The 23,732-nt window shown below is 72.7% G+C and carries 15 protein-coding genes; 5 read left to right on the forward strand and 10 right to left on the reverse strand.

Translation table 11 applies throughout. The features are described 5' to 3' along the window. Window positions 1-66: 66 nt before the first annotated feature. From HNR70_RS11155 to HNR70_RS11165, 3 genes are read right to left on the reverse strand one after another with little or no spacing between them, the layout of a single operon-like run. Window positions 67-564, reverse strand: coding sequence for a GNAT family N-acetyltransferase (locus HNR70_RS11155; protein WP_312857642.1), 498 nt, complete (start codon window positions 562-564; stop codon window positions 67-69). A 20-nt stretch (window positions 565-584) separates the two neighbouring features. After that, window positions 585-1,013 carry a GntR family transcriptional regulator gene (locus HNR70_RS11160; protein ID WP_246375203.1) on the reverse strand — a complete coding sequence of 143 codons (429 nt, stop codon included), beginning with the start codon at window positions 1,011-1,013 and terminating at the stop codon, window positions 585-587. After that, the gene (locus HNR70_RS11165; protein ID WP_184325728.1) at window positions 1,010-1,957 is read right to left on the reverse strand and encodes a hypothetical protein; all 948 of its coding nucleotides are present in this window, start codon (window positions 1,955-1,957) and stop codon (window positions 1,010-1,012) included. The genes HNR70_RS11160 and HNR70_RS11165 overlap by 4 nt, the downstream gene beginning before the upstream one ends. A gap of 128 nt (window positions 1,958-2,085) precedes the next feature. Between HNR70_RS11165 and HNR70_RS11170 the strand changes: the two genes are divergently transcribed. Next, complete coding sequence (locus HNR70_RS11170) at window positions 2,086-4,056, forward strand: hypothetical protein (protein WP_312857643.1); 1,971 nt, start codon at window positions 2,086-2,088, stop codon at window positions 4,054-4,056. Here the strand turns inward: HNR70_RS11170 and HNR70_RS11175 are convergent, their stop codons facing one another. Genes HNR70_RS11175 through glsA form a run of 3 tightly spaced genes read right to left on the reverse strand, consistent with a single transcriptional unit; the run spans window position 4,057 to window position 7,293 of the window. Further along, entirely contained in the window at window positions 4,057-5,394 is a 1,338-nt protein-coding gene (locus tag HNR70_RS11175) for a glycosyltransferase (RefSeq protein WP_184325729.1), read from the reverse strand. Beyond that, window positions 5,391-6,221: a DUF5926 family protein gene (locus HNR70_RS11180; RefSeq protein WP_184325730.1), complete on the reverse strand. Its 831-nt coding sequence runs from the start codon at window positions 6,219-6,221 to the stop codon at window positions 5,391-5,393. Before HNR70_RS11180 ends, HNR70_RS11175 begins: the two co-directional genes overlap by 4 nt. A gap of 10 nt (window positions 6,222-6,231) precedes the next feature. After that, the gene (glsA, locus tag HNR70_RS11185) at window positions 6,232-7,293 is read right to left on the reverse strand and encodes a glutaminase A (protein ID WP_184325731.1); all 1,062 of its coding nucleotides are present in this window, start codon (window positions 7,291-7,293) and stop codon (window positions 6,232-6,234) included. Window positions 7,294-7,328: 35 nt separating this feature from the next. Between glsA and HNR70_RS11190 the strand changes: the two genes are divergently transcribed. Further along, window positions 7,329-10,112, forward strand: a complete 2,784-nt coding sequence (locus HNR70_RS11190) for an FAD-binding and (Fe-S)-binding domain-containing protein (protein ID WP_184325732.1) — start codon at window positions 7,329-7,331, stop codon at window positions 10,110-10,112. Window positions 10,113-10,118: 6 nt separating this feature from the next. On the opposite strand, the gene HNR70_RS11195 is transcribed toward HNR70_RS11190, so the two are convergent. After that, window positions 10,119-11,132 (reverse strand): Fic family protein, encoded by a 1,014-nt coding sequence (locus HNR70_RS11195; RefSeq protein WP_184325733.1) that lies wholly within the window; start codon window positions 11,130-11,132, stop codon window positions 10,119-10,121. Window positions 11,133-11,400: 268 nt separating this feature from the next. Here HNR70_RS11195 and pulA point away from each other — a divergent pair, with 268 nt between their 5' ends. Further along, window positions 11,401-17,412, forward strand: coding sequence for a pullulanase-type alpha-1,6-glucosidase (gene pulA / locus HNR70_RS11200; protein ID WP_184325734.1), 6,012 nt, complete (start codon window positions 11,401-11,403; stop codon window positions 17,410-17,412). A gap of 138 nt (window positions 17,413-17,550) precedes the next feature. Here the strand turns inward: pulA and HNR70_RS11205 are convergent, their stop codons facing one another. After that, a complete protein-coding gene (locus tag HNR70_RS11205) occupies window positions 17,551-17,982 on the reverse strand; it encodes an Lrp/AsnC family transcriptional regulator (RefSeq protein WP_184325735.1) in 432 nt (143 codons plus the stop codon). 146 nt (window positions 17,983-18,128) lie between these two features. Here HNR70_RS11205 and ocd point away from each other — a divergent pair, with 146 nt between their 5' ends. Together ocd and HNR70_RS11215 are read left to right on the forward strand one after the other, a co-directional pair. Then, entirely contained in the window at window positions 18,129-19,157 is a 1,029-nt protein-coding gene (ocd, locus tag HNR70_RS11210; RefSeq protein WP_184325736.1) for an ornithine cyclodeaminase, read from the forward strand. A 100-nt stretch (window positions 19,158-19,257) separates the two neighbouring features. Continuing rightward, entirely contained in the window at window positions 19,258-20,232 is a 975-nt protein-coding gene (locus HNR70_RS11215; protein ID WP_184325737.1) for a sigma-54-dependent transcriptional regulator family protein, read from the forward strand. An 80-nt stretch (window positions 20,233-20,312) separates the two neighbouring features. Here the strand turns inward: HNR70_RS11215 and HNR70_RS11220 are convergent, their stop codons facing one another. Both HNR70_RS11220 and HNR70_RS11225 read right to left on the reverse strand, forming a co-directional pair. Further along, window positions 20,313-22,274: a BCCT family transporter gene (locus HNR70_RS11220; protein ID WP_184325738.1), complete on the reverse strand. Its 1,962-nt coding sequence runs from the start codon at window positions 22,272-22,274 to the stop codon at window positions 20,313-20,315. A gap of 136 nt (window positions 22,275-22,410) precedes the next feature. Further along, window positions 22,411-23,715, reverse strand: coding sequence for a uracil-xanthine permease family protein (locus HNR70_RS11225; protein ID WP_184325739.1), 1,305 nt, complete (start codon window positions 23,713-23,715; stop codon window positions 22,411-22,413). Window positions 23,716-23,732 lie beyond the last annotated feature (17 nt).

Raw genomic sequence — 23,732 nt, forward strand, 5'->3', positions numbered from 1 at the left:
TTCCTCCCCCATGTATCCACATTTTCGACGGGGCCTTGACACCCTCACACCACACCCCTCACCCCCTCATCGCACCCCCAGCTCCCACCGCTCCACCGCACGTCGCCCGTCGGCCGGGTGGCGCTCGACCGCCCCCGTCGACTGCGCCCCGAGCCCCCGCGCGACCGCGAGGGACCCCGCGTTCCCCGGGGCGATACGCAGCACGAGCCGGGCGATCCCCGCGTCCGCCCGCGCCTGCGCGACCAGCAGCGCCGCGATCGCGTGCCCGAGGCCCCTCCCCCGACACCCCTGGAGCACCCAGTAGTTCAGCGCCGTCTCACCCCGCGCGAGACCGGGAGCAAGGAGGTGCAGGCCGCCCCCGCCCACCAGCTCCCCATCCACGAGCGCCGCGTACTCCCGCACCGGCCCGTCGGCCCGCCAGCGCGAGGCGCGATCGAGGAAGTCGGCGAGCGCGTCCGGCTCCCAGCGCCCGCCGATGATCTCCCGGGCGAGCTGCTCGTCCTGCCCGGCGAGCAGCGCCAGGCCGTGCTGCGGGCCGAGCGGCTCGAGCCGCAGCCCGCTCACACCCCCGCCCGCACCCCCGCTCACGCGAGGGTCGCGGTGCTCTCCCCCGCGAGCGTGGCGCGCACGGCGGCGAGGATCTCCACGTCGCGGGCGCCGCGGGCGCGGGCCTCGGCGACAGGGTCCGCGAACAGCGGGATGAGCGCGGGGTCGACCTCACCGCCGGACTCGCGCAGGGTGGTCGCGGCGGAGCGTCGGGCGAGGGCCTGGGCGCCGGGGGCGATGGTGGTGCCCGCGCCGCGGCGGGTCACGATCATCTGCGCCTCCTCGAGGGCCTTGTAGGCGCGGGCGACGGTGCCGGGGGCGAGGCCGAGGTCGCCGGCGAGGACGCGGATCGCGGGGAGCCGGTCCCCGGGGCGCAGCTCGCCGGTGCGGATCTGCTCGACGATCTCGCGGCGCACCTGCTCGTAGGGCGGGGTGGGGTTGTTCATGTCGACCACGATATGGGTCATCGCGCGACCCCTTCGACTCCGGCGACGCCGGCGCCGGGCGCGGCCGACGGACGGCGCCGCGGGGCGCGCCGCGCGATCGTCTGGGGGAAGACGACCATGACGAGGCCGACGGGGAGGGCGAGGAGCGCGGCGAGGATGCCGATCCCGGCGATCGCGGTGCCGGCCTGCATCGCGGGGGTGATCTCGTACAGTCCGCGCACGAGCACCAGCGGGTGCAGGAGGAACACCGAGACGGGGAGGGTGCAGGCGGCCGCGGCCAGCACGACGGCGCCGGCGACGGAGGTGGAGGAGCGGCGGCGCAGGAGGATGTCCTGCGGGTCGTCGCTCGGGCGGCGGCGCAGGATCAGGCGCAGCGCGAGCAGGGCGACGAGCAGCAGCGCGACCGTGCCCACGGCGATGACGACCGTGTAGTGCCAGCCGGGGAAGGGACCGTAGACCGCGCCCCAGGGCACCCCGTCGTCGCCGACGCCCTCGACGACCATGAACGTGTTCCCGCCGCTCGCGAGCAGGGCACCGGTGGCGGTGACCAGGGCGAGCGCGGCGAGGGCGAGGCCCGCGAGCACCAGGGCGCCGCGCGGGACGATGGAGCCGGCGGTGCGGCGCTGGAGGCTGGCGCGGCGCACGGCGGTGCGCGGCGCGGGCAGGGACATCTCCCCCATGGCGATTGCGAGGACCAGCACGATCCCGCCGAGGAAGGGACCGGCGGCGGCGAAGGCGCCGGTGGCGAAGTGTTCGCTGCCGGCGCTGACGGTCTGGGCCCAGGTGACCACCGCAACGGTGACGATCATGCCGAGCGGAACGCCGATCCAGCGGGCGATGAGGGCGCCGCGGTGCAGGCCCGTGCGTTCGTGGCCGAGGGCGTCGGCGATCAGGAGCACCGCGACCACGACGAGCAGCGGGATGAGCAGCAGCATCAGCAGCGGGATCAGGGAACCGAGGAACATGGCGGCACTCCTTCTTGTATCGAGGTGGTGACACAATGCGGCCTCCGCCACACTTGTGTCAAGAGGCCGACACAAGTTCTCCACGGCGCACCCCGGCCCCGCCGTGCCTCGCCCCGTAGCATCGACGGGTGCCCTCCCTCGTCCGACCCCGCCCCGCCGCCCGTGCGCTCGGCGCACTGCTGCTCGCCCTGCTCGGCGCGCTGCTGCTCGTCCCCTCCCCCGCCGCCCGGGCCGACGCCGACACCGCCGAGGCGCCCGTGCGCCTCGTGCTCGCGACCGCGGGGCTGACCTGGGAGGACATCGACGCAGAGACCACCCCGCACCTCCAGTGCCTCGCAGACCGCTCCGGCGTCGGCGCCATGAACACCACCTCCACGACCGTGGTCTCCACAAAGCGGCAGGGCCTGGAGACGCTGCACACCGGCTATCGGGGCCTGGCCGAGGAGGCGCCGCGCACGAGCGGCATCCCCACCCCGCCCACGGACCAGTGGAAGCAGCTGGACGTGCCGGTCACGGTGACCGGGGACCCCGCCGCGGTCGCTCCCGCCCTCGCCGCCGGGGACCTGGTGGAGCTCGAGCTGCCCTCGGTCCCCGACCACGAGGACCCTGCCCGGGAGCAGGAGCTCGCCGTGCTCGACGACGCCGTCGGCCAGACCCTCGACGCGCTCGGCGGCTGCCAGGCCGCGGACCTGCCCCGCACCCTGCTGGTCTCCGTCGCCGCGACCGACCCGGAGGACCCGGAGCAGGTCGAGCGCACCGGCGCGGTCGCCTCCCGCACCGTCGGCCTGCAGGTCGCGATGGACACCGCCCTGCCCGGGCAGGCCCTCACCTCCGGCGCCTCCAAGCAGACCGGCATCGTGGTGCTCACGGACGTGCTCGCCACGATCCTCGACTCCCACGACGCCTCCCCCGAGGGTCTGATCCCCGGTCAGCCCTTCCGCGGCGTCGACCACGCCGATCCCCAGCAGCTGGCCTGGGACCGCTCCGAGGCGGGCCGGCTCGTGGACCGCGCGACGATCCCCGCGCTCGGGTCCTGGCTGCTGCTGGGCGTCGCCGGGATCGTGATCGTGCTGGTCCCGGCGCTGGCCCGTCGGCCGCGGCTCGCCGCCGTCGGCCGGGCCTTCGCGGCGATCGCACCGCTCGCCCTGCCCGTCGGGCTGTGCGCCTCACTCGTGCCCTGGTGGCGGGCCGAGCACCCCACCCTGGCCCTTGCGGGCGTGGTGTGGGCCGGGTGCGCGCTGCTGTCGGTGCTCGTGCTCGGCGGGCCCTGGCGCCGCTCCCGCTTCGGCCCCGTGGGCGTCTCCGCGGCGCTGGTCGCGGGGATCATCCTGCTCGAGTCCGCGACCGGGTCGCGCCTGCAGCTCTCCTCCCCGCTCGGGGCGCAGCCGATCTCCGGCGGGCGCTTCTACGGGCTGTCCAACCACCTGTTCGGCATGGTGCTCGCCGCGGCGCTGATGGCGTTGCTGTGCCTGTTCACCATGCTCGCCACCGCCCGCGCCCGGGTGCTCGCGACCGTGGTCGTGGGCGCGGCGGTCGCGATCGTGTGCATCACCCCGTCAATGGGCGCGGACTTCGGCTCGGGCCTGGCGACCATCCCCGCCTTCGGGCTGCTCGCGCTGCTGGTCTCCGGGATCCGGCTGCGGCCCTGGCATGTGCTCGCGCTCGGCGCGGGCAGCGCCGCGGTGGTGCTCGGGGTGTCCTTCCTGGACTGGCTGCGTCCGCCGGAGGACCGCACCCACCTGGGCCGCTTCATCGACGAGCTGCTCTCCGGGGAGCTGTTCGCGGTGATCGTCCGCAAGCTCGCCCAGAACGTGGCGATGGCGACCGGGTTCTGGATCCTCGGGCTGCTTCTCCTGATCGCGGTGCTGCTCTCGAGCGCGATCCTCATGCCGGGACGGCTGCGCTGGCGCCGGCTCGCCGCGCTCGATGCGGCCCACCCCTCCGCCCACCGGGTGCGGATCGCGCTCGTGGTCGGGGCGTGGGTCGGCTATGCCGTCAACGACACCGGGCCGGTGCTCGTCGCCGCGATGCTCGGGCTCTGGCTCGCCTACCTGCCCGCGGTGCTGCCGGATCCGGCCGCGCGCGACGGCGCGGTCTGATCAGGCGTTCTCCGCGTCGACCGCCGCGTGGATGACGAGGGAGGTGTACTCGTCCGCACTGAGCGGCGTGGTGACGCCCTCCGGGATCGACGGGGTGCCCGCGTCCAGGTGGGAGGCGATGATGACCGCGTGCTCGGGGGCGAAAGCACCCTCCACGGGGGCTTCGTCGAGCCGGGCGGCGAGGGCGCCGAGGTCCACGCCGGCGAGGTAGACGACGTCATCGGGGGCGAAGAGGCCCTCGACCTTGAGCGCGCGCAGCCGGGCATCGAGCGCGTCCACGTCCACGTCGCCGAGCTCGCGGGTCTCGTCGTCGGAGAACTCGCCGTCCACGGGGAGGTCGGCGAGGGTGAGGCGCCGCGCCTCCGCGGTCGCCTCCGCCTGCTCCTCCGCGACCTCCGGCGCGACGCCGGCCCAGACCTTCGCCTCGTCGTGGTCGTCGCTCCCGGCCGGCAGCGTCTCGGCCGACGGGGTCTGCGGCTCCTCCTCGACCTCCGCCTCCTCCTCCCCCAGGTCCGGGGACAGGTGGCGCTTGCGGGCGAGCGCCCGCATCACGTCGCGCAGCTGGGCGGCGCGGTGCAGCTGGCCGCGCAGGTCCTTGCCGGTGGCGCGGTGGTGGAGGTCCGCGGGGATCTCCTTGACCCAGAACCCGGCGGTGAGCGCGTCGATGGTCAGGGACGTCTCCACACCCCAGCCGGGAGCGAGCGGCAGGCACGCCTCCCAGGTCTCGCGGGTGATGCAGCGCGTGCCGGAGAGCGGCTGGGTGGGCGCGAAGCCGGTGGCCTTCTCGATGCCGCGGCGGGCCGTGCGCACCACGATGCCCATCCCCGCGGCGCCGTCCTGCGGGGGCAGGGTGGCGATGGCCATGTCCACGCCCTCCTCGAGGACCGCCTCGACGAGGGGGTGGGCGGCGGTGGCGGAGGCGCCCATGTCCGCGTCGAGAAAGAGCAGCGCGCGCGGCACGGCCTCGCGGTCGTCGATCACGGGCAGCGGGCCGGTGTGCCCGGGCACGCGCGGCTCGGCGTGGAGCTCCTCGGTGAAGCCCTCGCCCCCGTCGGCCCGCTGGGCGTCCTCGCGGATGGCGACCATCTGGGCGCCGGTCGCCATGGCCGCGGCCTTGCCGCGGTTGGTCTTGTGGCGCACCACGAGGGCGCCCGTCCCCATGGCGACGGCGGAGGTGGCGTCGGTGGAGCCGTCGTCGACGACCACCACCATGTCCACGCCCGGGATCTCCCGGGCGGCGACGATGGTCGCCTGGATCCGCTCCGCCTCGTTCTTGCCGGGGATCACGACCGCGACCCGCTCGGGGCGGTGCGCGGTCAGCGGCCCCGCGCCGGTCATCGCAGGGTCACCTGTCGGGCGACGATGCCGCCGCGGGCGCGCCGCTCCTTGGCGGTCAGCGGCTCGTCGGAGGCGAGCGCCTCCTCGAAGCGGGCGCGGAAGGCCTCGGCCTCCGCCTCGGCGGCCTCGACGCCGGAGCCCTTGGCGAGGTCCCACACGGGGATCGCCAGGCCCTCGGCGCGGAAGGAGCCGACGTACTTCGCGCCCTCGCACAGCGCCGACTCGCGGCGGGCGTGGAGGCGGGTGACGGCGTCGATGACCTTCTCCTCGTCCGCGTCGAGCACCCAGCGCACGTGCTCCTTGGCGCCGGCGTCGACCCAGTAGGCGTGCGGGAGGCCGGTGACGGGGCGGGTGGTCATGATCGAGTCGTTGGCCTGCTGGATGGCGGCCTCGATCTCGTCGGTGCGCTCGGCGCTGGGGTCGAGCCAGAAGTCGAAGGTGTCCTGGACCTCGATCGCGAAGTCGCCGGAGAGGTCGAGGACGTCCTGCAGGCGCGGGGAGTCGTCCTCGAGGGTGACCGTGGTGATCGGGGTGCCCGGCTCGAGGGCGAGGGCCTGGCGGATCGCCTGGCCGAGGCCGCGGGAGAGGTCGCCGCCCGGGTAGGGGGCCTGGATGCCGACGGTGATGGTGCCGTCGGTGCGGCGCACCGCGGGCCAGGCCATGGGCAGGATCGTGGCGAGCTGCACGGCGACGGCGCCGTGCTCGGCCGTGGTCGTGGCGCGCATGGTGGCCGCGGGGATCAGCTGGCGCATCGCCACCAGGTCCTGCTCGTTGGGCAGGCCCTCGAAGGGGCGGCGGACCAGGTCGTTGCGGGAGGTGGAACTCATGGCCAGGAGTCTACCGACCAGCAGGGGCTCCGCCGGGAAGGCCCGCCTCGACCAGTTCCCGCGCGGCCTCCTCGAGGTGTCGCGGCTCGGTGCCGTCGAGCATGTGGAGGGAGAAGTCGGCGCTCAGCCGCTCGAAGAACAGGGTGCCGCGCACCGAGTTGCCGTGCAGGTCCAGCTGCGGGGCGTAGCTGGCGACGCCGAAGCGGGAGGGCAGGGCGGCGATGATCCCGCCGCCCACCCCGGACTTCGCGGGCAGGCCCACGTCGCTGACCCAGTCGCCGGCGTTGTCGTACATGCCGCAGGTGAGCATCACCGAGAGCACCTGCCGGGCTGCGACCTGGGAGAAGACCCGCTTGCCGGTGAGCGGGTTGGTACCGCCGGAGGCGAGGGTCGCGGCCATGACGGCGAGGTCGGTGACGGTGGTGAGCACGGCGCAGCCCTCGATGTACCCGGAGACGACCTCCTCCGAGTCCTCGGTCATGGACCCGGCGGCGCGGAGCATGTAGGCGAGCGCCAGGTTGCGGTCGGCGCTCCGGCGCTCCTCCTCGCAGGTCTCGCGGTGCAGGTCCAGCGACCGGCCGGCGGCGCCGTCCATCGCGGCGCGCAGCCGTTCGGTGCGCTCGGCGCGGGAGGTGCCGAGCATGGCGTGGGTGCGGATCGCGCCGATGTTCACCAGCGGGTTCTTGGGCTTCTTCGTGGTGCGGTCGATGCTGAGGGCGTTGAACTCCTCCCCCGTCGGCTCCTCGTCGACCACGGAGACGACGTAGTCCAGGCCGTGCAGGTCGATCGCGGCGCCGTAGGCGAAGACCTTGGAGATCGACTGCAGCGGGAAGGCGTGGTCGGTGCCGGAGGCGGTGATCTCCCCGTCCACGGAGCAGATCGCCGCGCCGAGGTGGTCCTCGCGGGCGCCGGAGAGGTAGGACAGCTCCGGGATGTCGCCGCCGGTCTCGACCCCGCCGATGATGCCACGGTCGGGCTGGACGGCGTCGGGGTCGAACTCGCCGGTCGCGGTGGACAGGGCCGCGACGAGGCCGTCGAGATAGCGGGCAAGGGCGGTGGGTGCATCGCTCACGCCCCGACCGTACCCGGCCCGGGATACCGTGAGCCATGACCGTCGCACCGCCGCACCCCCGCACGCCGAAGCTCGACACCGATGTCGTCGCCCGTCACGCCCTCGCGCACGACGCCTCCCACTACCTCCTCGTCCCCGAGGCGGTGACCTCCCCCGCGACCGAGGCGGAGGTCGTCGCGCTGCTCGCGGAGGCCACGAGGTCCCGCCGGCCGCTGACCTTCCGCTCGGGCGGCTCGAGCCTGTCCGGGCAGGCGCAGTCCGCCTCGGTGCTCGCCGATGTGCGCACCGGGTTCCGGACGCTGGAGGTGCTGGACGAGGGGGCGCGCGTGCGCGTCGGGCCCGGCGTGACCCTCGCCCGCGTCAACGCTCACCTGCGCCGCTACCGGCGCCGGCTCGGCCCGGACCCGGCCTCGGAGATCGCGTGCACGATCGGCGGGGTCATCGCCAACAACTCCTCCGGCATGGCGGCCGGGATCCAGGAGAACTCCTACCGCACGCTCGAGTCGCTGCGGTTCGTGCTGCCGTCCGGCACGGTCGTCGACACCTCCCACGAGGCGGCCGACGCGCGCCTGCGGCGCGAGGAGCCGGCTCTGCACGCGGGGCTCGTGCGCCTGATGCGACGGGTGCGGGAGAACTCCGAGTCGGTGCGGGTGCTGCGCGAGCGCTTCGCGCTGAAGAACACGATGGGCTACGGCCTGAACGCGCTGCTGGACTTCGACGAGCCCGTCGAGGTGCTCGCCCATCTCATGGTCGGCTCCGAGGGGACGCTCGGCTTCGTCGCGGAGGCCGTGTTCCGCACCGTTCCGGTGCAGGCCCATGTCACCACCGGCCTGCTCGTGCTGCCCTCGCTGCAGGCCGCGACCGCGGCGTTGCCCGAGGTGGTCGCCTCCCAGGTCGCGACGGCCGAGCTGCTCGATGCCCGCTCCCTGCAGGTCGCCCAGGCCCTGCCCGGCGCGCCCGAGGAGATCCGGGGCCTCGCGGTCGACGGGCATGCGGCGCTGCTCATCGAGCACCGGGCCGACGAGGAGGGCGCGCTCGCGGACCTCGGCGCCTCCGCCCAGCACCTCGCGGACGGGCTCGGGCTCGCCGCGCCCTTCGCGATGACCACCGATCCCGCCCGGCGGGCGGCGCTGTGGACCACCCGCAAGGGGCTCTACGCGGCGGTCGCCGGGGCGCGGCCGTCCGGCTCCACCGCCCTGCTCGAGGACGTGGCCGTGCCGGTGCCGGCGCTCGAGGCGACCTGCGCCGGGCTGCAGGGGCTGTTCGACCGCCACGGCTACGAGGCGCCGGTGATCTTCGGGCACGCCAAGGACGGCAACATCCACTTCCTGCTGAACGAGCGGCTCGAGAGCGGCGGCGACCGGCTCGAGGCGTTCACCGAGGACATGGTCGAGCTCGTGCTCGGCCACGGCGGCAACCTCAAGGCCGAGCACGGCACCGGGCGGGTCATGGCCCCGTTCGTCGAGCGGCAGTACGGACCCGAGCTCACGGACGTCATGCGCGAGCTGAAGCGGCTCGTGGACCCCGCCGGGATCCTGAACCCGGGCGTGGTGCTCACCGAGGACCCGTCGGCCCACATGCGCGACCTCAAGCCCGTGGTCGGGATCGAGGAGGAGGCCGACCGCTGCGTGGAATGCGGCTACTGCGAGCCGGTGTGCCCGAGCCGCGACCTCACCCTCACCCCGCGCCAGCGGATCGTGCTGCGGCGCGATGCGGCGCTGGCCGAGCAGCGCGGCGATGCAGCGACCGCCGCGGCGATCCGCGGCGCCTACGAGTACCAGGGCCTGCAGACCTGCGCGGCCGACGGGATGTGCGTGACCGCCTGCCCCGTCGGCATCGACACCGGTGACCTGGTGCGGCGCCTGCGCGCCGAGGGGAACGGGAAGGCCCCCAACGCCGCCTGGTCCGCGGCGGCGGGGAACTGGGACCTCGTCACCCGCGGGGCGTCGGCCGCGATGGGCGTGGCGGGCGCCCTGCCCAGGGCGCTGCCGCGGGCGGCGACCACGGCAGCGCGGGCCGTGCTCGGGGAGGATCTCGTGCCCGACTACCGGCCCGAGCTGCCCCGACGGGGCGGGCCGGTGCGGCGCGGCGGCGGGCGCGGCCGAGCCTCGGCCGACGAGATCGCCGTGTACCTCCCGGCCTGCGTGCACACCATGTTCGGCGCCGAGAGCGAGGACCAGGGCCGCGGGGTGCCGCCGGCCCTCGGACTCCTCGCCGAGCGGGCGGGGGTGCGGCTCGTCGTCCCGGACGGTGCGGCCTCGCTCTGCTGCGGCACCCCCTTCTCCTCCAAGGGCATGACGGACGCGAAGACACAGATGCACGAACGGGTGCGGCAGGCGGCGGGTGCGGCGAGCCGCGGCGGGGAGCTCCCCGTGGTGGTCGACGCCGCGAGCTGCACCGAGGGCTTCCTCGGCGCGCTCGAGGGCACCGGGATCGAGGTGGTCGATGCGGTGACCTTCGTGCGCGAGCACCTCTTGGACCGGCTCGAGGTGACCGAACGCGTCGCCTCCGTGACCGTGCACCCCACCTGCTCGACCACGCACCTCGGGGCGACCGCGGATCTGGTCGCGATCGCCGAGGCCTGCGCCGACGAGGTCGTGGTCCCCACCGACTGGGGCTGCTGCGGCTATGCGGGCGACCGCGGCATGCTGCACCCCGAGCTCACCGCCTCCGCCACCCGCGCGGAGGCGGCGGAGGTGGCGCGGCGGCAGACCGACTGGTACGTGTCGGCGAACCGCACCTGCGAGATCGGGATGCGCGCCGCGACCGGGAAGAGCTACCGGCACGTGCTCGAGCTGCTGGAGGCGGTCACGCGCTGAGCGCGATCACTCGAGGGGCTGCCTCCCGGCATGCTTGCGGCTCGCCTTGTACGTCTCTACGGCCGCCCGGGAGCTGAGCCACTGACCGTCGGATCTCTTCTCGGCATCGAGCCTCCCCTTGCTCGCGGCAAGGCGCAGGGCGGCGACGCTGAGCGCCATGTCCGACAGGGCAGCGAGTGGGACGAGCTTTGCGGGCCCCGCGATGCTCGGGAGGATGAACCGGTTCAGGTTGTCGATCATCGCCCGAGCGAGGAGCTCTCCCAGGGGGTCGTAATCGCCGACATCCGCTTTCCCCATCGCGTCCAGGCACCTGTCCCGCTGCTTCTTGAGGATGATGACAGGCGGGTGATCGAGCCGGACCAGCAGCAGGTTCATCACCAGCCGGCCGGTCCGCCCGTTGCGGTCGACGAACGGGTGGATCCGCTCGGCGTCGTTGTGCATCTTCGCGAGCCGCTCCGGCAGCGGTCCGTCACCGCGCTCGAGCACTCCACTGTTGACGCCGTCCACCCAGGCAGCGAGCTCAGCCGGCACGAGGGGCCAGGACGGAGGGGTCATCCCCTGCTCGAACGGATGGATGTCATGCTCCCCCAATGGTCCCGGTGCCTCCCGTTCCGTGGCGTCCGGGTGCGGGTCGAACGCCCAGACGGGTGCCATCAGCTCATGGTGGATCCTCCGGATCTCCGTCATGGTGATCAGCTGTCCCGTCGACCATTCGCCGGGTTCGCGTGCCTGTCCGTAGACCCAGGTCGCCGCCGCGCCGTATCCCTTCGCCTCGGCGTACTCCGTCAGGGTCTTGGCTCCCAGCGCACGGTTGCTGTCCAGCAGATGCTCCACTTCGCGAAGCACGAGCGTGTTGCCCTCGAGCGCCGTGGAATGGTGTGCTTCCTCATGCCAGATGCCGTCCCAGACGTACGCCGCCTGACGGCGCGTGGGCAGACCGCCGAGGTTGTCGTGGAGCTGGGCGAGTGCCGCATCCAGTCGCGCATGGATCGATGCCCTCGAAGGCCGATCTCGATCCATGACCTGCCCTCCCCGGGGATCGGATAAGTGCTTGAGCCGCTCAATTGACCTGTTTCGATCCCCGTGGATTCCCCATGAGGCTCTGTGGACAGAAAGTTCTTGCAGGATCTGGCGAGCCCATTGAGGGCCGACCTCTCAGGCCGTATAGTCGCTGAGGTAGATCACCGCGACGTCGCAGTGCGCACGAGGAGACATCCCCTTGCAAGATTGCAAGCCGCTTGCAGGTCTCCGCAGCTCTCCCCCACTGCCCGGACAGAGGAGTCCCCGCATGTCGGTCATCCCCGCCCTCCGCCGCCCGCTCGCGCTCGTCACCGCCCTGGTGATGGCGTCGGCCGCCTTCCTCGCCGCGGTGCCGACCGCGCTCGCCCTCGGACCGGACCAGCCCGTGCTGGTCGGGTCCCTGCAGGACGAGCTCGGCTGCGCAGAGGACTGGATGGCCGCCTGCGAGACCACCGCCCTCGCCCCCACCGCCGAGGCCGGCGTGTGGCAGTCGACCCTCGAGGTCCCCGCCGGGCAGTGGGAGGTCAAGGCCGCGCTCGGCGGCAGCTGGGACGAGTCCTACGGCCTGGACGGCGGGGACCAGAACATCCCGCTCGCCGTCGCGGCGCCCACCGCGGTGACCTTCCGCTTCGACGCCGCGACCAAGCGGCTGTCCGTGGCCCTCGCCGAGCAGGGCGGGGAATACACGGACGCCGACGCCGAGCTCGCGTCGGCCCCCTACCGCCACCCCGGCGGCGGCGAGATCTTCTACTTCGTGCTCACCGACCGGTTCGAGAACGGCGATCCGGACAACGACACCGGCGGCATCGACGGCGACCGGCTCCAGCACGGCTTCGACCCCACCGACAAGGGCTTCTACCAGGGCGGCGACATCGCCGGCCTGCACCAGCAGCTGGACTACATCGAAAACCTGGGGATGACCTCGATCTGGCTGACCCCCTCGTTCACCAACAACCCCGTGCAGGGCGAGGGCGCGGACGCGAGCGCCGGCTACCACGGCTACTGGATCACCGACTTCACCACGATCGACCCGCACCTGGGCACGAACGAGGAGCTCAAGGCGGTGATCGAGGACGCGCACTCGCGCGGCATCAAGGTGTACTTCGACATCATCGTCAACCACACCGCGGACCTCATCGACTACGAGGAGGGCCAGTACTCCTACATCGACCAGGCCACCTCCCCCTACCGCGATGCGGCCGGGAACCCCGTGGACGTCACCGCGCTCGCCCAGTCCCCCGACTTCCCGCAGCTCGATCCGGCCACGTCCTTCCCCTACACGCCCGTTCGCGACGAGTCCAAGCCCGCCATGGTGCCGGACGCCCTGAACGACGTGACGATGTACCACAACCGCGGCAACTCGACGTGGGAGGGCGAGTCGGTGACCTTCGGGGACTTCGACGGCCTGGACGACCTCATGACCGAGGACCCGCGGGTGCTGGCGACCATGGAGGACATCTACACGACCTGGATGGACTTCGGGATCGACGGGTTCCGCATCGACACCGCCAAGCACGTGGACCGCGAGTTCTGGAAGGCCTTCACCGCCACGCTCGTCGAGCACCAGGGCGCCACCCCGGCCGGGGAGCAGTTCTTCACCTTCGGCGAGGTGTACGACGCCGATGCGCGACTGCTCTCCCCCTACGTGCGCGAGACCGACATGGACTCGGTGCTCGACTTCGCCTACCAGTCCGCGGCGACGAACTGGGCCAAGGGCTTCACCGCCCGCGGCATGGCCGGGCTCTTCGCGGCCGACGACTACTACACGACCCCCGGCTCCTCCGCCGCGGACCTGCCCACCTTCGTGGGCAACCACGACATGGGCCGCATCGGGAACCTGCTCCAGGGCTCCGACCGGCTCGACGAGCGCTCCGCCCTCGCGCACTCCACCATGCTGCTCACCCGCGGCCAGCCGGTGATCTACTACGGCGACGAGCAGGGCTTCGTGGGCGACGGCGCGGACAAGGACGCCCGCCAGTCCCTGTTCCCGAGCCAGGTCCCCTCCTACCTCGACGACACCCTCATCGACGGCACCCCCTACGGGACCGGCGCGCACTTCGACACCTCCGCGCAGCTGTACCCGCTGATCAGCGAGCTGGCGCAGCTGCGCAGCAGCACCCCGGCGCTCGCCACCGGTGCGCAGATCGAGCTGTACGCCGAGGACGGCTCGGGCGTGTACGCCTTCTCCCGCGTGGACCGCGAGGAGCAGGTCGAGCACCTGGTCGCGCTGAACAACGCAGGCCAGGCCCGCACCGTCACCCTCACCACCCTCACCCCGGGCGCCACCTACGAGGTGCTGCACGGCGAGGGCGGGCCGGTGACCGCCGCGGCCGACGGCACCCTCGAGCTGACCGTCCCCTCCCTCGGCGCGCTCGTGCTGCGGGCGAACGCCCCGGTCGCCCCGGCCGGTGACGCGCAGGACATCACCCTCACCCCGGCGAACGGCGGGAAGGTCGAGGGCCTCGCCCCGATCAGCGCCGCCGTCGCCGCGGACCGATGGGCCGAGACGACCTTCTCCTACCGCGTGGCGGGCGAGGCCGGCTGGACCGCGCTCGGCACCGCCGAGGACGACACCCCGCGGGTCTTCCACGACGTCTCCGGCCTCGCCCCCGGCACGCTGATCGAGTACCGCGCGGTCTCCACCGACGCGGCCGGGCAGCGCGTGGCCGCCTCGACCACCGCCGTGGTCGGTGCGGACCTCTCCGCCGCCGGTCCCGAGGACGGCGGCAGCACCGGCGGGGACATGGTCACCGTCCCCGGCTCGCACAACGCCGCGATGGGCTGCCCCGGCGACTGGCAGCCCGACTGCGCGCAGGCGCGGCTGACCCTGGACGAGGCGTCCGGGAAGTACACCGGCACCTTCGACGTGCCCGCCGGCGACTACGCCTACAAGGTCGCGATCGGCGGCTCCTGGGACGAGAACTACGGCGCGGGCGGCGTGCCCGGCGGCGCCGACATCTCCTACACCCACGCAGGCGGGCCGCTGACCTTCTGGTACGACCCGACCACCCACGTGGTCATGAACTCCGCGCAGGGCCCGCTCATCACCCTGCCCGGCTCCTTCAACGCGGCGCTCGGCTGCGAGGGCGACTGGGCCCCCGACTGCCTGCGCACCTGGATGCAGGACGCCGACGGCGACGGGATCTACACCTTCTCCACCGACGCCCTGCCCCGCGGGTCGTACGAGGTGAAGGTCGCGCATGGGGGATCGTGGGAGGAGTCCTACGGTGTGGACGGTGCCCGCGACGGCGCCAACTACTCCTTCTCCACCGAGGACGGGAAGATCGTGACCTTCTCCTACGAGCTCGCCACCCACCGCCTCACCATCGAGGCCTCCGATTCGCTGACCGTCGGGAGCGGCAAGCAGCTCGGGCATCTGGTGGACGCCGGCACCGTCGCGTGGCCGTCGAACCTGGTCGGCGATGCGGACGGGACGCGCTGGGAGCTCTTCTCGTCGGCCGACGGGGGCATCGCCACCGCCGACGGCGAGGTCACCGGCGGCGAGAGCCTCGGCGAGCTGACCCTGCGGGACGGCGGCCTCACCGAGGCCGAGCTCGCCGGGCGCGGGCACCTGAAGGACTTCCTCGCCCTCGACCTGCCCGAGATCGACCGGGCCGTGCTCGAGGAGGCGCTGCGCGGCGAGCTGGCGCTCGCCCAGTACGGGCCGGACGGGCTCGAGGTCCTCACCGGCCTGCAGATCCCGGGGATCCTCGATGACCTGTACGGCGAGGCGGCCGGCTCCGCGGAGCTCGGCGTCACCTGGAGCGACGGGGTCCCCACCCTGTCGCTGTGGGCGCCGACCGCGAAGAGCGTCACCCTGCGCCTGCACGGCGACGCCGAGACCGCGAGCGCTGCCGACGACGCCCCGGCGACCGAGGTCGTGATGGAGCGCGGCGAGGGCGGGGTGTGGACCGCCGTCGGCGATGAGTCCTGGACAGACCAGGCCTACACCTACGCGGTGGAGGTGTTCGTCCCCTCCCTCGGGAAGGTCGTCACCAACACCGTCACCGACCCCTACTCGGTGGGCCTGACCCTGAACTCCCGCCACTCCGTCGTGCTGGACCTCGCGGACCCGCGCTGGGCCCCCGAGGTGTGGAGCTCCACCCCGGCGCCGCAGGTGGACCAGTTCGCGGACCAGACCATCTACGAGCTGCACCTGCGGGACTTCTCCGCCGGTGACGAGGCGCTGCCCGAGGAGCTGCGCGGCAGCTACGCGGCCTTCGGCCATCCGGACTCCGCCGGCACCGCACGCCTCGCCGAGCTCGCCGAGGCGGGCATGACCACCGTGCACCTGCTGCCCACCTTCGACATCGCCACGATCGAGGAGGACCGGACCAAGCAGCTCCGGCCGGAGATCCCGGCCGATGCGGGCCCCGCCTCCGAGGCGCAGCAGGCGGCCGTCACCGCGGTCGCCGACCAGGACGCCTACAACTGGGGCTACGACCCGCTGCACTACATGGCCCCCGAGGGCTCGTACGCGACCGAGGGCCACCAGGTGGGCGGCGAGCGCACGCGCGAGTTCCGCTCCATGGTGGGCGCGCTGCACGGCATGGGCCTGCAGGTCGTGCTCGACCAGGTGTACAACCACACCGCCGCGCACGGCCAGGCCGACAAGTCCGTGCTGGACCGCGTGGTGCCCGGCTACTACCAGCGGCTGAACCTCGAGGGCGCGGTGGAGAACTCCACCTGCTGCTCGAACGTCGCCACCGAGAACCTGATGGCCGAGAAGCTCATGGTCGACAGCGTGGTGCTGTGGGCGCGCGAGTACCGGGTGGACGGCTTCCGCTTCGACCTCATGGGCCACCACAGCGTGGACAACATGGTCGCGGTGCGCGAGGCGCTCGATGCGCTCACGCTCGAGGCCGACGGGATCGACGGCAAGTCCGTCTACCTCTACGGCGAGGGCTGGGACTTCGGCGAGGTGTCCGGCAACGCCCGCTTCACCCAGGCCACGCAGGGGCAGCTGGGCGGGACGTCGATCGGCACCTTCAACGACCGGCTGCGGGACGCCGTCCACGGCGGCGGCCCCTTCGACGAGGACAAACGCACCGGGCAGGGCTTCGGCACGGGCCTGGTGACCATGCCGAACGGTCACGCGACCGGGAGCGAGGCCGAGCAGCGCGCCGACCTGCTCCACCGCACCGACCTGATCCGCCTCGGCATGGCCGGCAACCTCGCCGACTACGAGCTGCTCGGCTCGACCGGCGAGGTGGTGCGCGGGGACCAGCTGGACTACAACGGCTCCCCCGCCGGCTACGCCACCCGTCCCGAGGAGACGGTGAACTACGTGGACGCCCACGACAACGAGGCGCTGTACGACCTCGGCGTGTGGAAGCTCCCGCAGGACACCCCCGCCGACGTGCGGGCGAGGATGAGCACCCTGTCGCTCGCGACCGTGACGCTCGGCCAGTCCCCCTCGTTCTGGGCCGGCGGCACCGACCTGCTGCGCTCGAAGTCCATGGACCGCGACAGCTACAACTCCGGCGACCACTTCAACGTGATCGACTGGACGGAGCAGGACAACCGCTTCGGCAACGGCCTGCCGCCCGCGGAGAAGAACGGCGAGGCCTGGGGCATGATCGCCCCGATGCTCGAGGACCCGGAGAAGTCCCCCTCCCCGGAGGACATCGCGCTGAGTGCCGACATGAGCCTGGACCTGCTGCGCATCCGCTCCTCCACCCCGCTGATCACCCTCGGCGACGCCGAGCTGATCCGCCAGAAGGTCACCTTCCCGAACGCCGGCCCCGACGCCACCGCGGGCCTGCTGGTGATGCGGATCGACGACACCGTGGGCGAGGACGTGGACCCGGCGCTGGACGGCCTGGTCACCGTGTTCAACGCCTCCGGGGAGCCGCTCACCGAGCAGATCGAGGGAATGGAGGGTCTCGGCTACCAGCTCCACGAGGTCCAGGCCTCCGGCGCCGACGAGATCGTCAAGGGCGCGACCTGGGACCAGGCGACCGGCACGGTCACCGTCCCGGCGCACACCGTCGCGGTGTTCGTCGCCCCGCAGGACGGCGGCAGCGGTGAGGAGCCGGGTGAGGAGCCGGGCAACGGCGGCCACCCCGGCAACGGGAACGGGAAGGACAAGGGCAACGGCCCGCCCGACCACGCCGGCCAGCCCGGACGTCCCGACCACGCCGACCAGCAGGGCCCGCCGGAGCACTCCAACGCCGGCGGCAACGGCAAGGGGAACGGGAACAACGGGAACGGGAACGGGAACAACGGGAACGGGAACGGGAACGGGAAGTGGAAGGGCAACAGCGGCAAGGGCAGCTGACGCCTGACCCGCTCCGGCCCTGACGCACCCCACCACCGAGCCGGCGATGCAGAAGGTCTCATCTCCTGAGACTTTCTGCATCGCTGGCTCTGTTCTGCCCGGCCCTGCCTCTCTGCCCGGCCCCGGCTCCCCGCCCTGTCAGCGCAGCACGGAGCTGAGCAGCAGGCTCGTCTCGCTGTTGACCACACCCTCGATGGCGCGGATGCGGCGCAGCACGTCGTCGAAGGCGGCGAGGTCCTCGCAGGCGATCTCCGCGACGAGGTCCCAGCCGCCATTGGTGGTGTGCAGGGACTGGATCTCGGGCAGGCCGCGCAGCTGGGCGATGACCCGGTCGGTGGAGCGGCCCTCGACCTCGATGAAGGAGGTGGCCCGCACGGTGGCGGGGTCGGCGGTGTCGCGCACCCGGACCGTGAAGCCGACGATCACCCCGTCGGCCGTGAGCCGCTCGATGCGGCTGGCGACCGTGGCGCGCGAGACCCCGAGCCGCCCGGCGAGCGCGCTGATCGGGGCGCGGCCGTCGGTGCGCAGCTCGGACAGCAGGCGTCGGTCGAGATCGTCGAGGCGCTCCATGCGCATGATGGTAGATCGCGCTTCGCAGACTGCACAGTGACTGCGCAGATCTTCGGCTGTTCTCGTCTACCGCCTGCCGTCTGCGAAATCTACCCTTGGGATATCAACCCGGAGCAGGTACCGACTGACCGACGGGAGGCTCGACGATGACGCAGCTGCTGGACGTGGCCGGGATGACCGCGTGGCTCCGCCGGGACGGGGTGGAGCGGATCCTCGTGCGGATGACGGAGTACCTCGAGGCGGACTACCGCCGCTGGGACGAGTTCGAGAAGACGCCGCGGGTGGCGAGCCACACCCCGCTCGGGGTGATCGAGCTGATGCCCACCTCGGACGGGCGCCTGTACTCCTTCAAGTACGTCAACGGCCACCCTTCGAACCCTGCCCGGGGCTTCCAGACGGTGACCGCCTTCGGGGTGCTGGCCGACGTCGACAACGGCTACCCCGTCTTCCTCGCCGAGATGACGCTGCTGACGGCGCTGCGCACCGCGGCGACCTCCGCCATGGCCGCCCGCGCCCTCGCCCGGAAGGACTCGGCCGTGCTCGCCCTGCTCGGCGCCGGCTCCCAGAGCGAGTTCCAGGCCCTCGCCTTCCGCGGGATCCTCGGGGTCGAGGAGCTACGGGTCTTCGACATCGACCCCGGGGCGGTGGCGAAGGTGCGTCGGAACCTCGCGCCGCTCGGCTTCCGGATCCACGAGGCGATCTCGGTCGACGATGCCGTGGCCGGGGCGGACATCATCACCACCTGCACCGCGGACAAGGCCCGCAACACGATCCTGCGGGACGACCAGGTCGCCCCCGGCGTGCACGTGAACGCGATCGGCGGGGACTGCCCGGGCAAGACCGAGCTGGACCCCACGATCCTCGACCGCGCCGCCGTGGTCGTCGAGTTCGCCCCGCAGACCCGCATCGAGGGCGAGATCCAGCAGCGCCCGGAGGACTTCCCCGTCACCGAGCTGTGGGAGGTGCTCACCGGTGCCGCCCCCGGCCGCACCGACGACCAGCAGGTCACCGTCTTCGACTCGGTCGGCTTCGCGATCTCCGACTTCTCGGCGCTCCGCTGCGCCCGGGACGCGACCGCCGGCACCGCGCTCGAGGCCGAGGTGGACCTCATCGCCCGGCCCGACGACCCCCGTGACCTGTTCTCGCTCGTGGACGTGCTCTCCCCGGTGCAGTGAGCAGCGAGGACACCGCCGCGCGGGCGGGCCCGCGTTGCCTCCCCCGGCCCGGCGCTGTACGGTCCGCCCACTGGTTGCACGAGCGACGACGAGGTGGATCGTGAGCGACACAGTCCACCCTGCAGTACCCGCATCTCCCGCAGTCCCCACGGACTCCGCCTATCAGGCGCGCCTGCTGCGCGCCCAGGAGGAGCTGCGCGCCGGCGGGGCCGCGCCCCGCGGCACCGCCGCGACCGCCGTGCGCGCCCCCGTGCTCGAGTCCTGGCGCCGCTCCCTGCAGGCGCTGCCGAGTGGATCCACCACCGCCCGCGCCGCGCTGGAGGGCTCGGCCCTCGAGCGTGCCCGCCGCACCCACCCCTTCTCCGCGATGCTGCCGCTGCTGCGCTCGCGCCTGATCGCCCCGGCCGTCGAGGCGGGGCTCGTGGTCGCCCTCGGCGATGCGCAGGGCCGCCTGCTGTGGGTGGAGGGCAGCTCGACGCTCACCCGCCGCGCCGACGCGATGGGCTTCGCCGCCGGGGCCGACTGGTCCGAGCCCGCGATGGGCACCTCCGCCCCGGCCCTCGCCTTCACGCACCGCTCCCCGATCCAGGTGGTCGGGGCCGAGCACTTCCACGAGGCCGTGCACCCCTGGAGCTGCAGCGCCGTGCCCGTGCTCGACCCGCGCACCGGCACGACCGTCGGCGTCCTGGACGTCACCGGCAGCGCGGACGCCGTCGCGCCGCTGGTCCTCCCGCTCCTGCAGGCCACCGCCCGCGCGGTCCAGGAGGAGATGGCCGCCCTCGCCCCGGGCGCGCCGCTCGCAGACACCGCCCCCGTCGACCTCCTCCTCACCGGGCGCCGCACCCCGCTGCTGCGCTGCGGGGAGCGCACCGTGGAGCTGTCCGGCCGCCACGCCGAGCTGCTGGCCCTCCTGCACCTCTCCCCCGACGGGGTGCGCGGCGCCGAGCTCGCCGAGGAGCTGTACGGCAGCGCCGCGGCCGAGGGCACGGTCCGCGCCGAGGTGGTGCGCCTGCGCAAGGTGCTCGGCGAGATGAAGGAGGGCAAGATCGACGGCCGCGTGGTCATCGAATACTGAGCCCCACTTTCGATCCCGCTGAACGCGGAGCGTCCCCCGCAGGCCGGTGCCTTTGGGGGACGCTCGTCGTGCGGGGCGCGTCAGCGCTCGTCGGCCGACGGGGGCGGCTCGGCCGACGGGGCCGTTCCTGCCGACGGGGCGGGCGCCGCGTGCGCGCCGCCCTTCCCGCGCCGGCCGGTGCCGCGGACCCCGCCCTTGTCGAAGACGCCGCGGGTGCGGCCGATCGTGTAGTCGGTGCGCGAGTCGACACGGTGGTCGATGGTGCGCCCGAACTCGTCGTCCCTCACGAGGCTGCCGCTGAAAAGCTCGTACCGCTCGCGCAGCGACTGCCTGTCCCGCTCGGCCTGGTCGGCCTTGAGGCTGCGCAGGGTCGTGACCGCCATCGCCAGCAGGATCAGGCTGAAGGGCAGGGCCGTGGCGAGCGCCGCGGCCTGGATCGCCTGGAGACCTCCGGCCAGCAGCAGCGCGATCGCGACCGCGCCCTCGAGCAGCGAGAACATGATCCGCGACCACAGCGGCGGGTTCGGGTGACCGCCCGAGGCGAGCATGTCGATCACGAGCGAGCCGGAGTCCGAGGAGGTGACGAAGAAGATCGCGATGAGGAAGATCGCCGCGACGGACATGACCCCGCCCACGGAGACCGGGCCGATCGACAGGTCGCCGAGGATCTCGAACAGCGCGCCCTCGACGGCCACGTCCTCGCCCTCGACCACCAGCGGGTCGTCGGTGTACAGCTGGCGGAACAGGTCCGAGCCGCCCATCACCGCGAACCAGAAGAAGCCCACGAGGGAGGGGACCAGCAGCACGCCGGCGATGAACTCGCGGACGGTGCGGCCGCGGGAGATGCGGGCGATGAACACGCCCACGAAGGGCGCCCAGGAGATCCACCAGCCCCAGTAGAACAGGGTCCAGGCGCTGGCCCAGTCCTGGCCCTCCTGGCCCTCGAAGGCGCCGACGTCGAAGGTCATGCCCATGAAGTTGGCGAGGTAGGCACCGATCGACTGGATGAAGTTCTGGAACAGGAACACCGTCGGGCCGAGCAGCAGCACCGTGAGCAGCACGATGCCGGCCAGGGACAGGTTGGTGTTCGAGAGCCACTTGATGCCCTTGCCGAGGCCCGAGACGACGCTCAGGGTGGCGATGAAGGTGATGATGACGATCAGCGTGACCAGCAGGGTGTTGTCCGTCTGCTCGACGATGCCGATCTGGCGCAGGCCCTCGCCGATCTGCTGGACGCCGAGGCCCAGCGAGGTGGCGACGCCCGCGAGGGTGCCGAAGATGGCGACGATGTCGATGAGGTCGCCCATCCAGCCCTTCACGCGGTGGCCGAGCAGCGGCTCGAGGGCCCAGCGGATGGAGACGGGACGACCGCGGCGGTGGATCGAGTAGGCCAGCGCCAGGCCGATCACGGCGTAGATCGCCCAGGGGTGCAGGCCCCAGTGGACGTAGGTCTGGGCCATGGCGAGCTGGGCGAGCTCCGCCTGGTCGCCCTCCCAGCCGGGCTTGACGGCGCTGGTGACGTAGCCGAGCGGCTCGCCCACGCCGTAGAAGACCAGGCCGATGCCCATGCCGGCGGCGAAGAGCATGCAGAACCAGGTCAGCACGCCGAAGTCGGGCTTCTCGTCGTCCTTGCCCAGGCGGATGGTGCCGTACTTCGAGAAGCACACCACCAGGGAGAAGATGATGAACACGGCCACGGCCATCATGTAGTACCAGCCGAGGTTCGCGACGATGCCGCCCTGGATCGCCTGGAGCACCTCGTCGGTGCCGCCGGGGAAGAGCACCGCGACGGCCACGACGGCGAGGACCACGATCAGGGAGGGCCAGAACACTGCCGGCGCCACGTGGAAGCGGCCCAGTCTCACGCCCTGGGCCTGCAGCTTCTCGATGATCCGCTCGTCGCTGTCCTCCTCCTCGAGGGGGTGCTCGACATCCTCGGTGAGGTCGCGCTCCTCGACCGGGGTCTTCGCGATGAGGGGGTGGACGGGGGGCGACGGGTCGGTCTCCGGGACGGTGGGGTCCTCGGGCGGGGTGGTGCTCATGACAGGCCTCTCTCCCCCGGGAGGCCGCGGCGGCATACAGGAGTGCCCCGCAGGTCCGGGATTCGCTCGGGTCGTGCTCGTCGTCGACCCAGCTGACAGAGGGGCTCTCCCGGCGTCTGATCCCGGGCGGCCGGCGTCAGTCCCGGGCGGCGCTGCCCGCTCCCGCCTCCGGGGCGGAGGCCTGTTCCGTGTCGGTGCCGGTGAGGCGGCCGAGGCCCGACATGACGTGGTAGATGACCAGTGCCGCGAGGGAGCCGAGCGCGATGCCGGTGAGGGTGATTCCCTCGACGGTCCAGGTGACGTTCGCGATGCCGACCACGAGGGCGACACCGGCGGTGAACTGGTTCTTGGCCTTGGAGAAGTCGACCTTGCCGTCCACCCACATGCGCACGCCGACGATGCCGATCAGGCCGTAGAGCACGAAGGTGACGCCGCCCAGCACACCGGCCGGGATGGTGAAGATGAGCGCACCGATCTTCGGGGAGAGCGACAGCGCGATCGCCGCGAGACCGGCGACCCAGTAGGCGGCGGTGGAGTAGACGCGGGTGGCGCTCATGACGCCGATGTTCTCGCCGTAGGTGGTGGTGGCGGAGCCGCCGAAGCCGGCCGAGAGGGCGGTCGCGAGGCCGTCGGAGGCGAGGGTGCGCCCCACCATGTGGTCGAGGTTCCGCCCGGTCATCAGGCCCACGCTGGTCACGTGGCCGACGTTCTCGGCGAGCAGCACGAGCACCACGGGCAGGAACATCGGCAGCAGGGCCCAGTTGAACTCGGGGTGGTGGAACTGGGGCAGGCCGATCCAGGCCGCCTCGGCGACGGGGGTGAAGTCGACCTCGCCGCGCAGCACGGCGACGAGGTAACCGACCAGCACGCCCAGCAGCACGGAGATCCGCCCGAGCATGCCCTTGAACAGGGCGGTGCACAGCACCACCGCGAACAGGGTGATGGTGGCGGTGACGGAGGACTGCTGGAAGTTGTCGTACGCGGTGGGGGCGAGGTTGAAGCCGATGAGCGCGACGATCGAGCCCATCACCACCGGCGGCATGAGCGCGCGGATCCAGGCGGTGCCCACCCGGGAGACGAGCAGGCCCAGCGCCGCGAGCAGCAGACCGGTGACCATGACGCCGCCGAGCGCGGCTCCCATGGAGTCGGCCTGGGTGGAGGCGGTGATCGGGGCGATGAACGCGAAGGAGGAGCCGAGGTAGCTGGGCACCTTGTTCTGCGTGATGATCAGGAACAGCAGGGTGCCGATGCCGGAGAACAGCAGGGTGGTCGAGGGCGGGAACCCGGTGAGCAGCGGGACCAGGAAGGTCGCGCCGAACATGGCGATGACGTGCTGCGCGCCGATCCCGATGGTGAGCGGCCAGACCAGGCGCTCCTCGGGCTTCACGATCGCGTCGGGGGCGATGGTGCGCCCGTCTCCGTGCAGGGTCCAGCGGAACATGGTTCTCCAGGGGGTGA

This window comes from Brachybacterium aquaticum, from assembly GCF_014204755.1.
Lineage (GTDB): Bacteria > Actinomycetota > Actinomycetes > Actinomycetales > Dermabacteraceae > Brachybacterium > Brachybacterium aquaticum.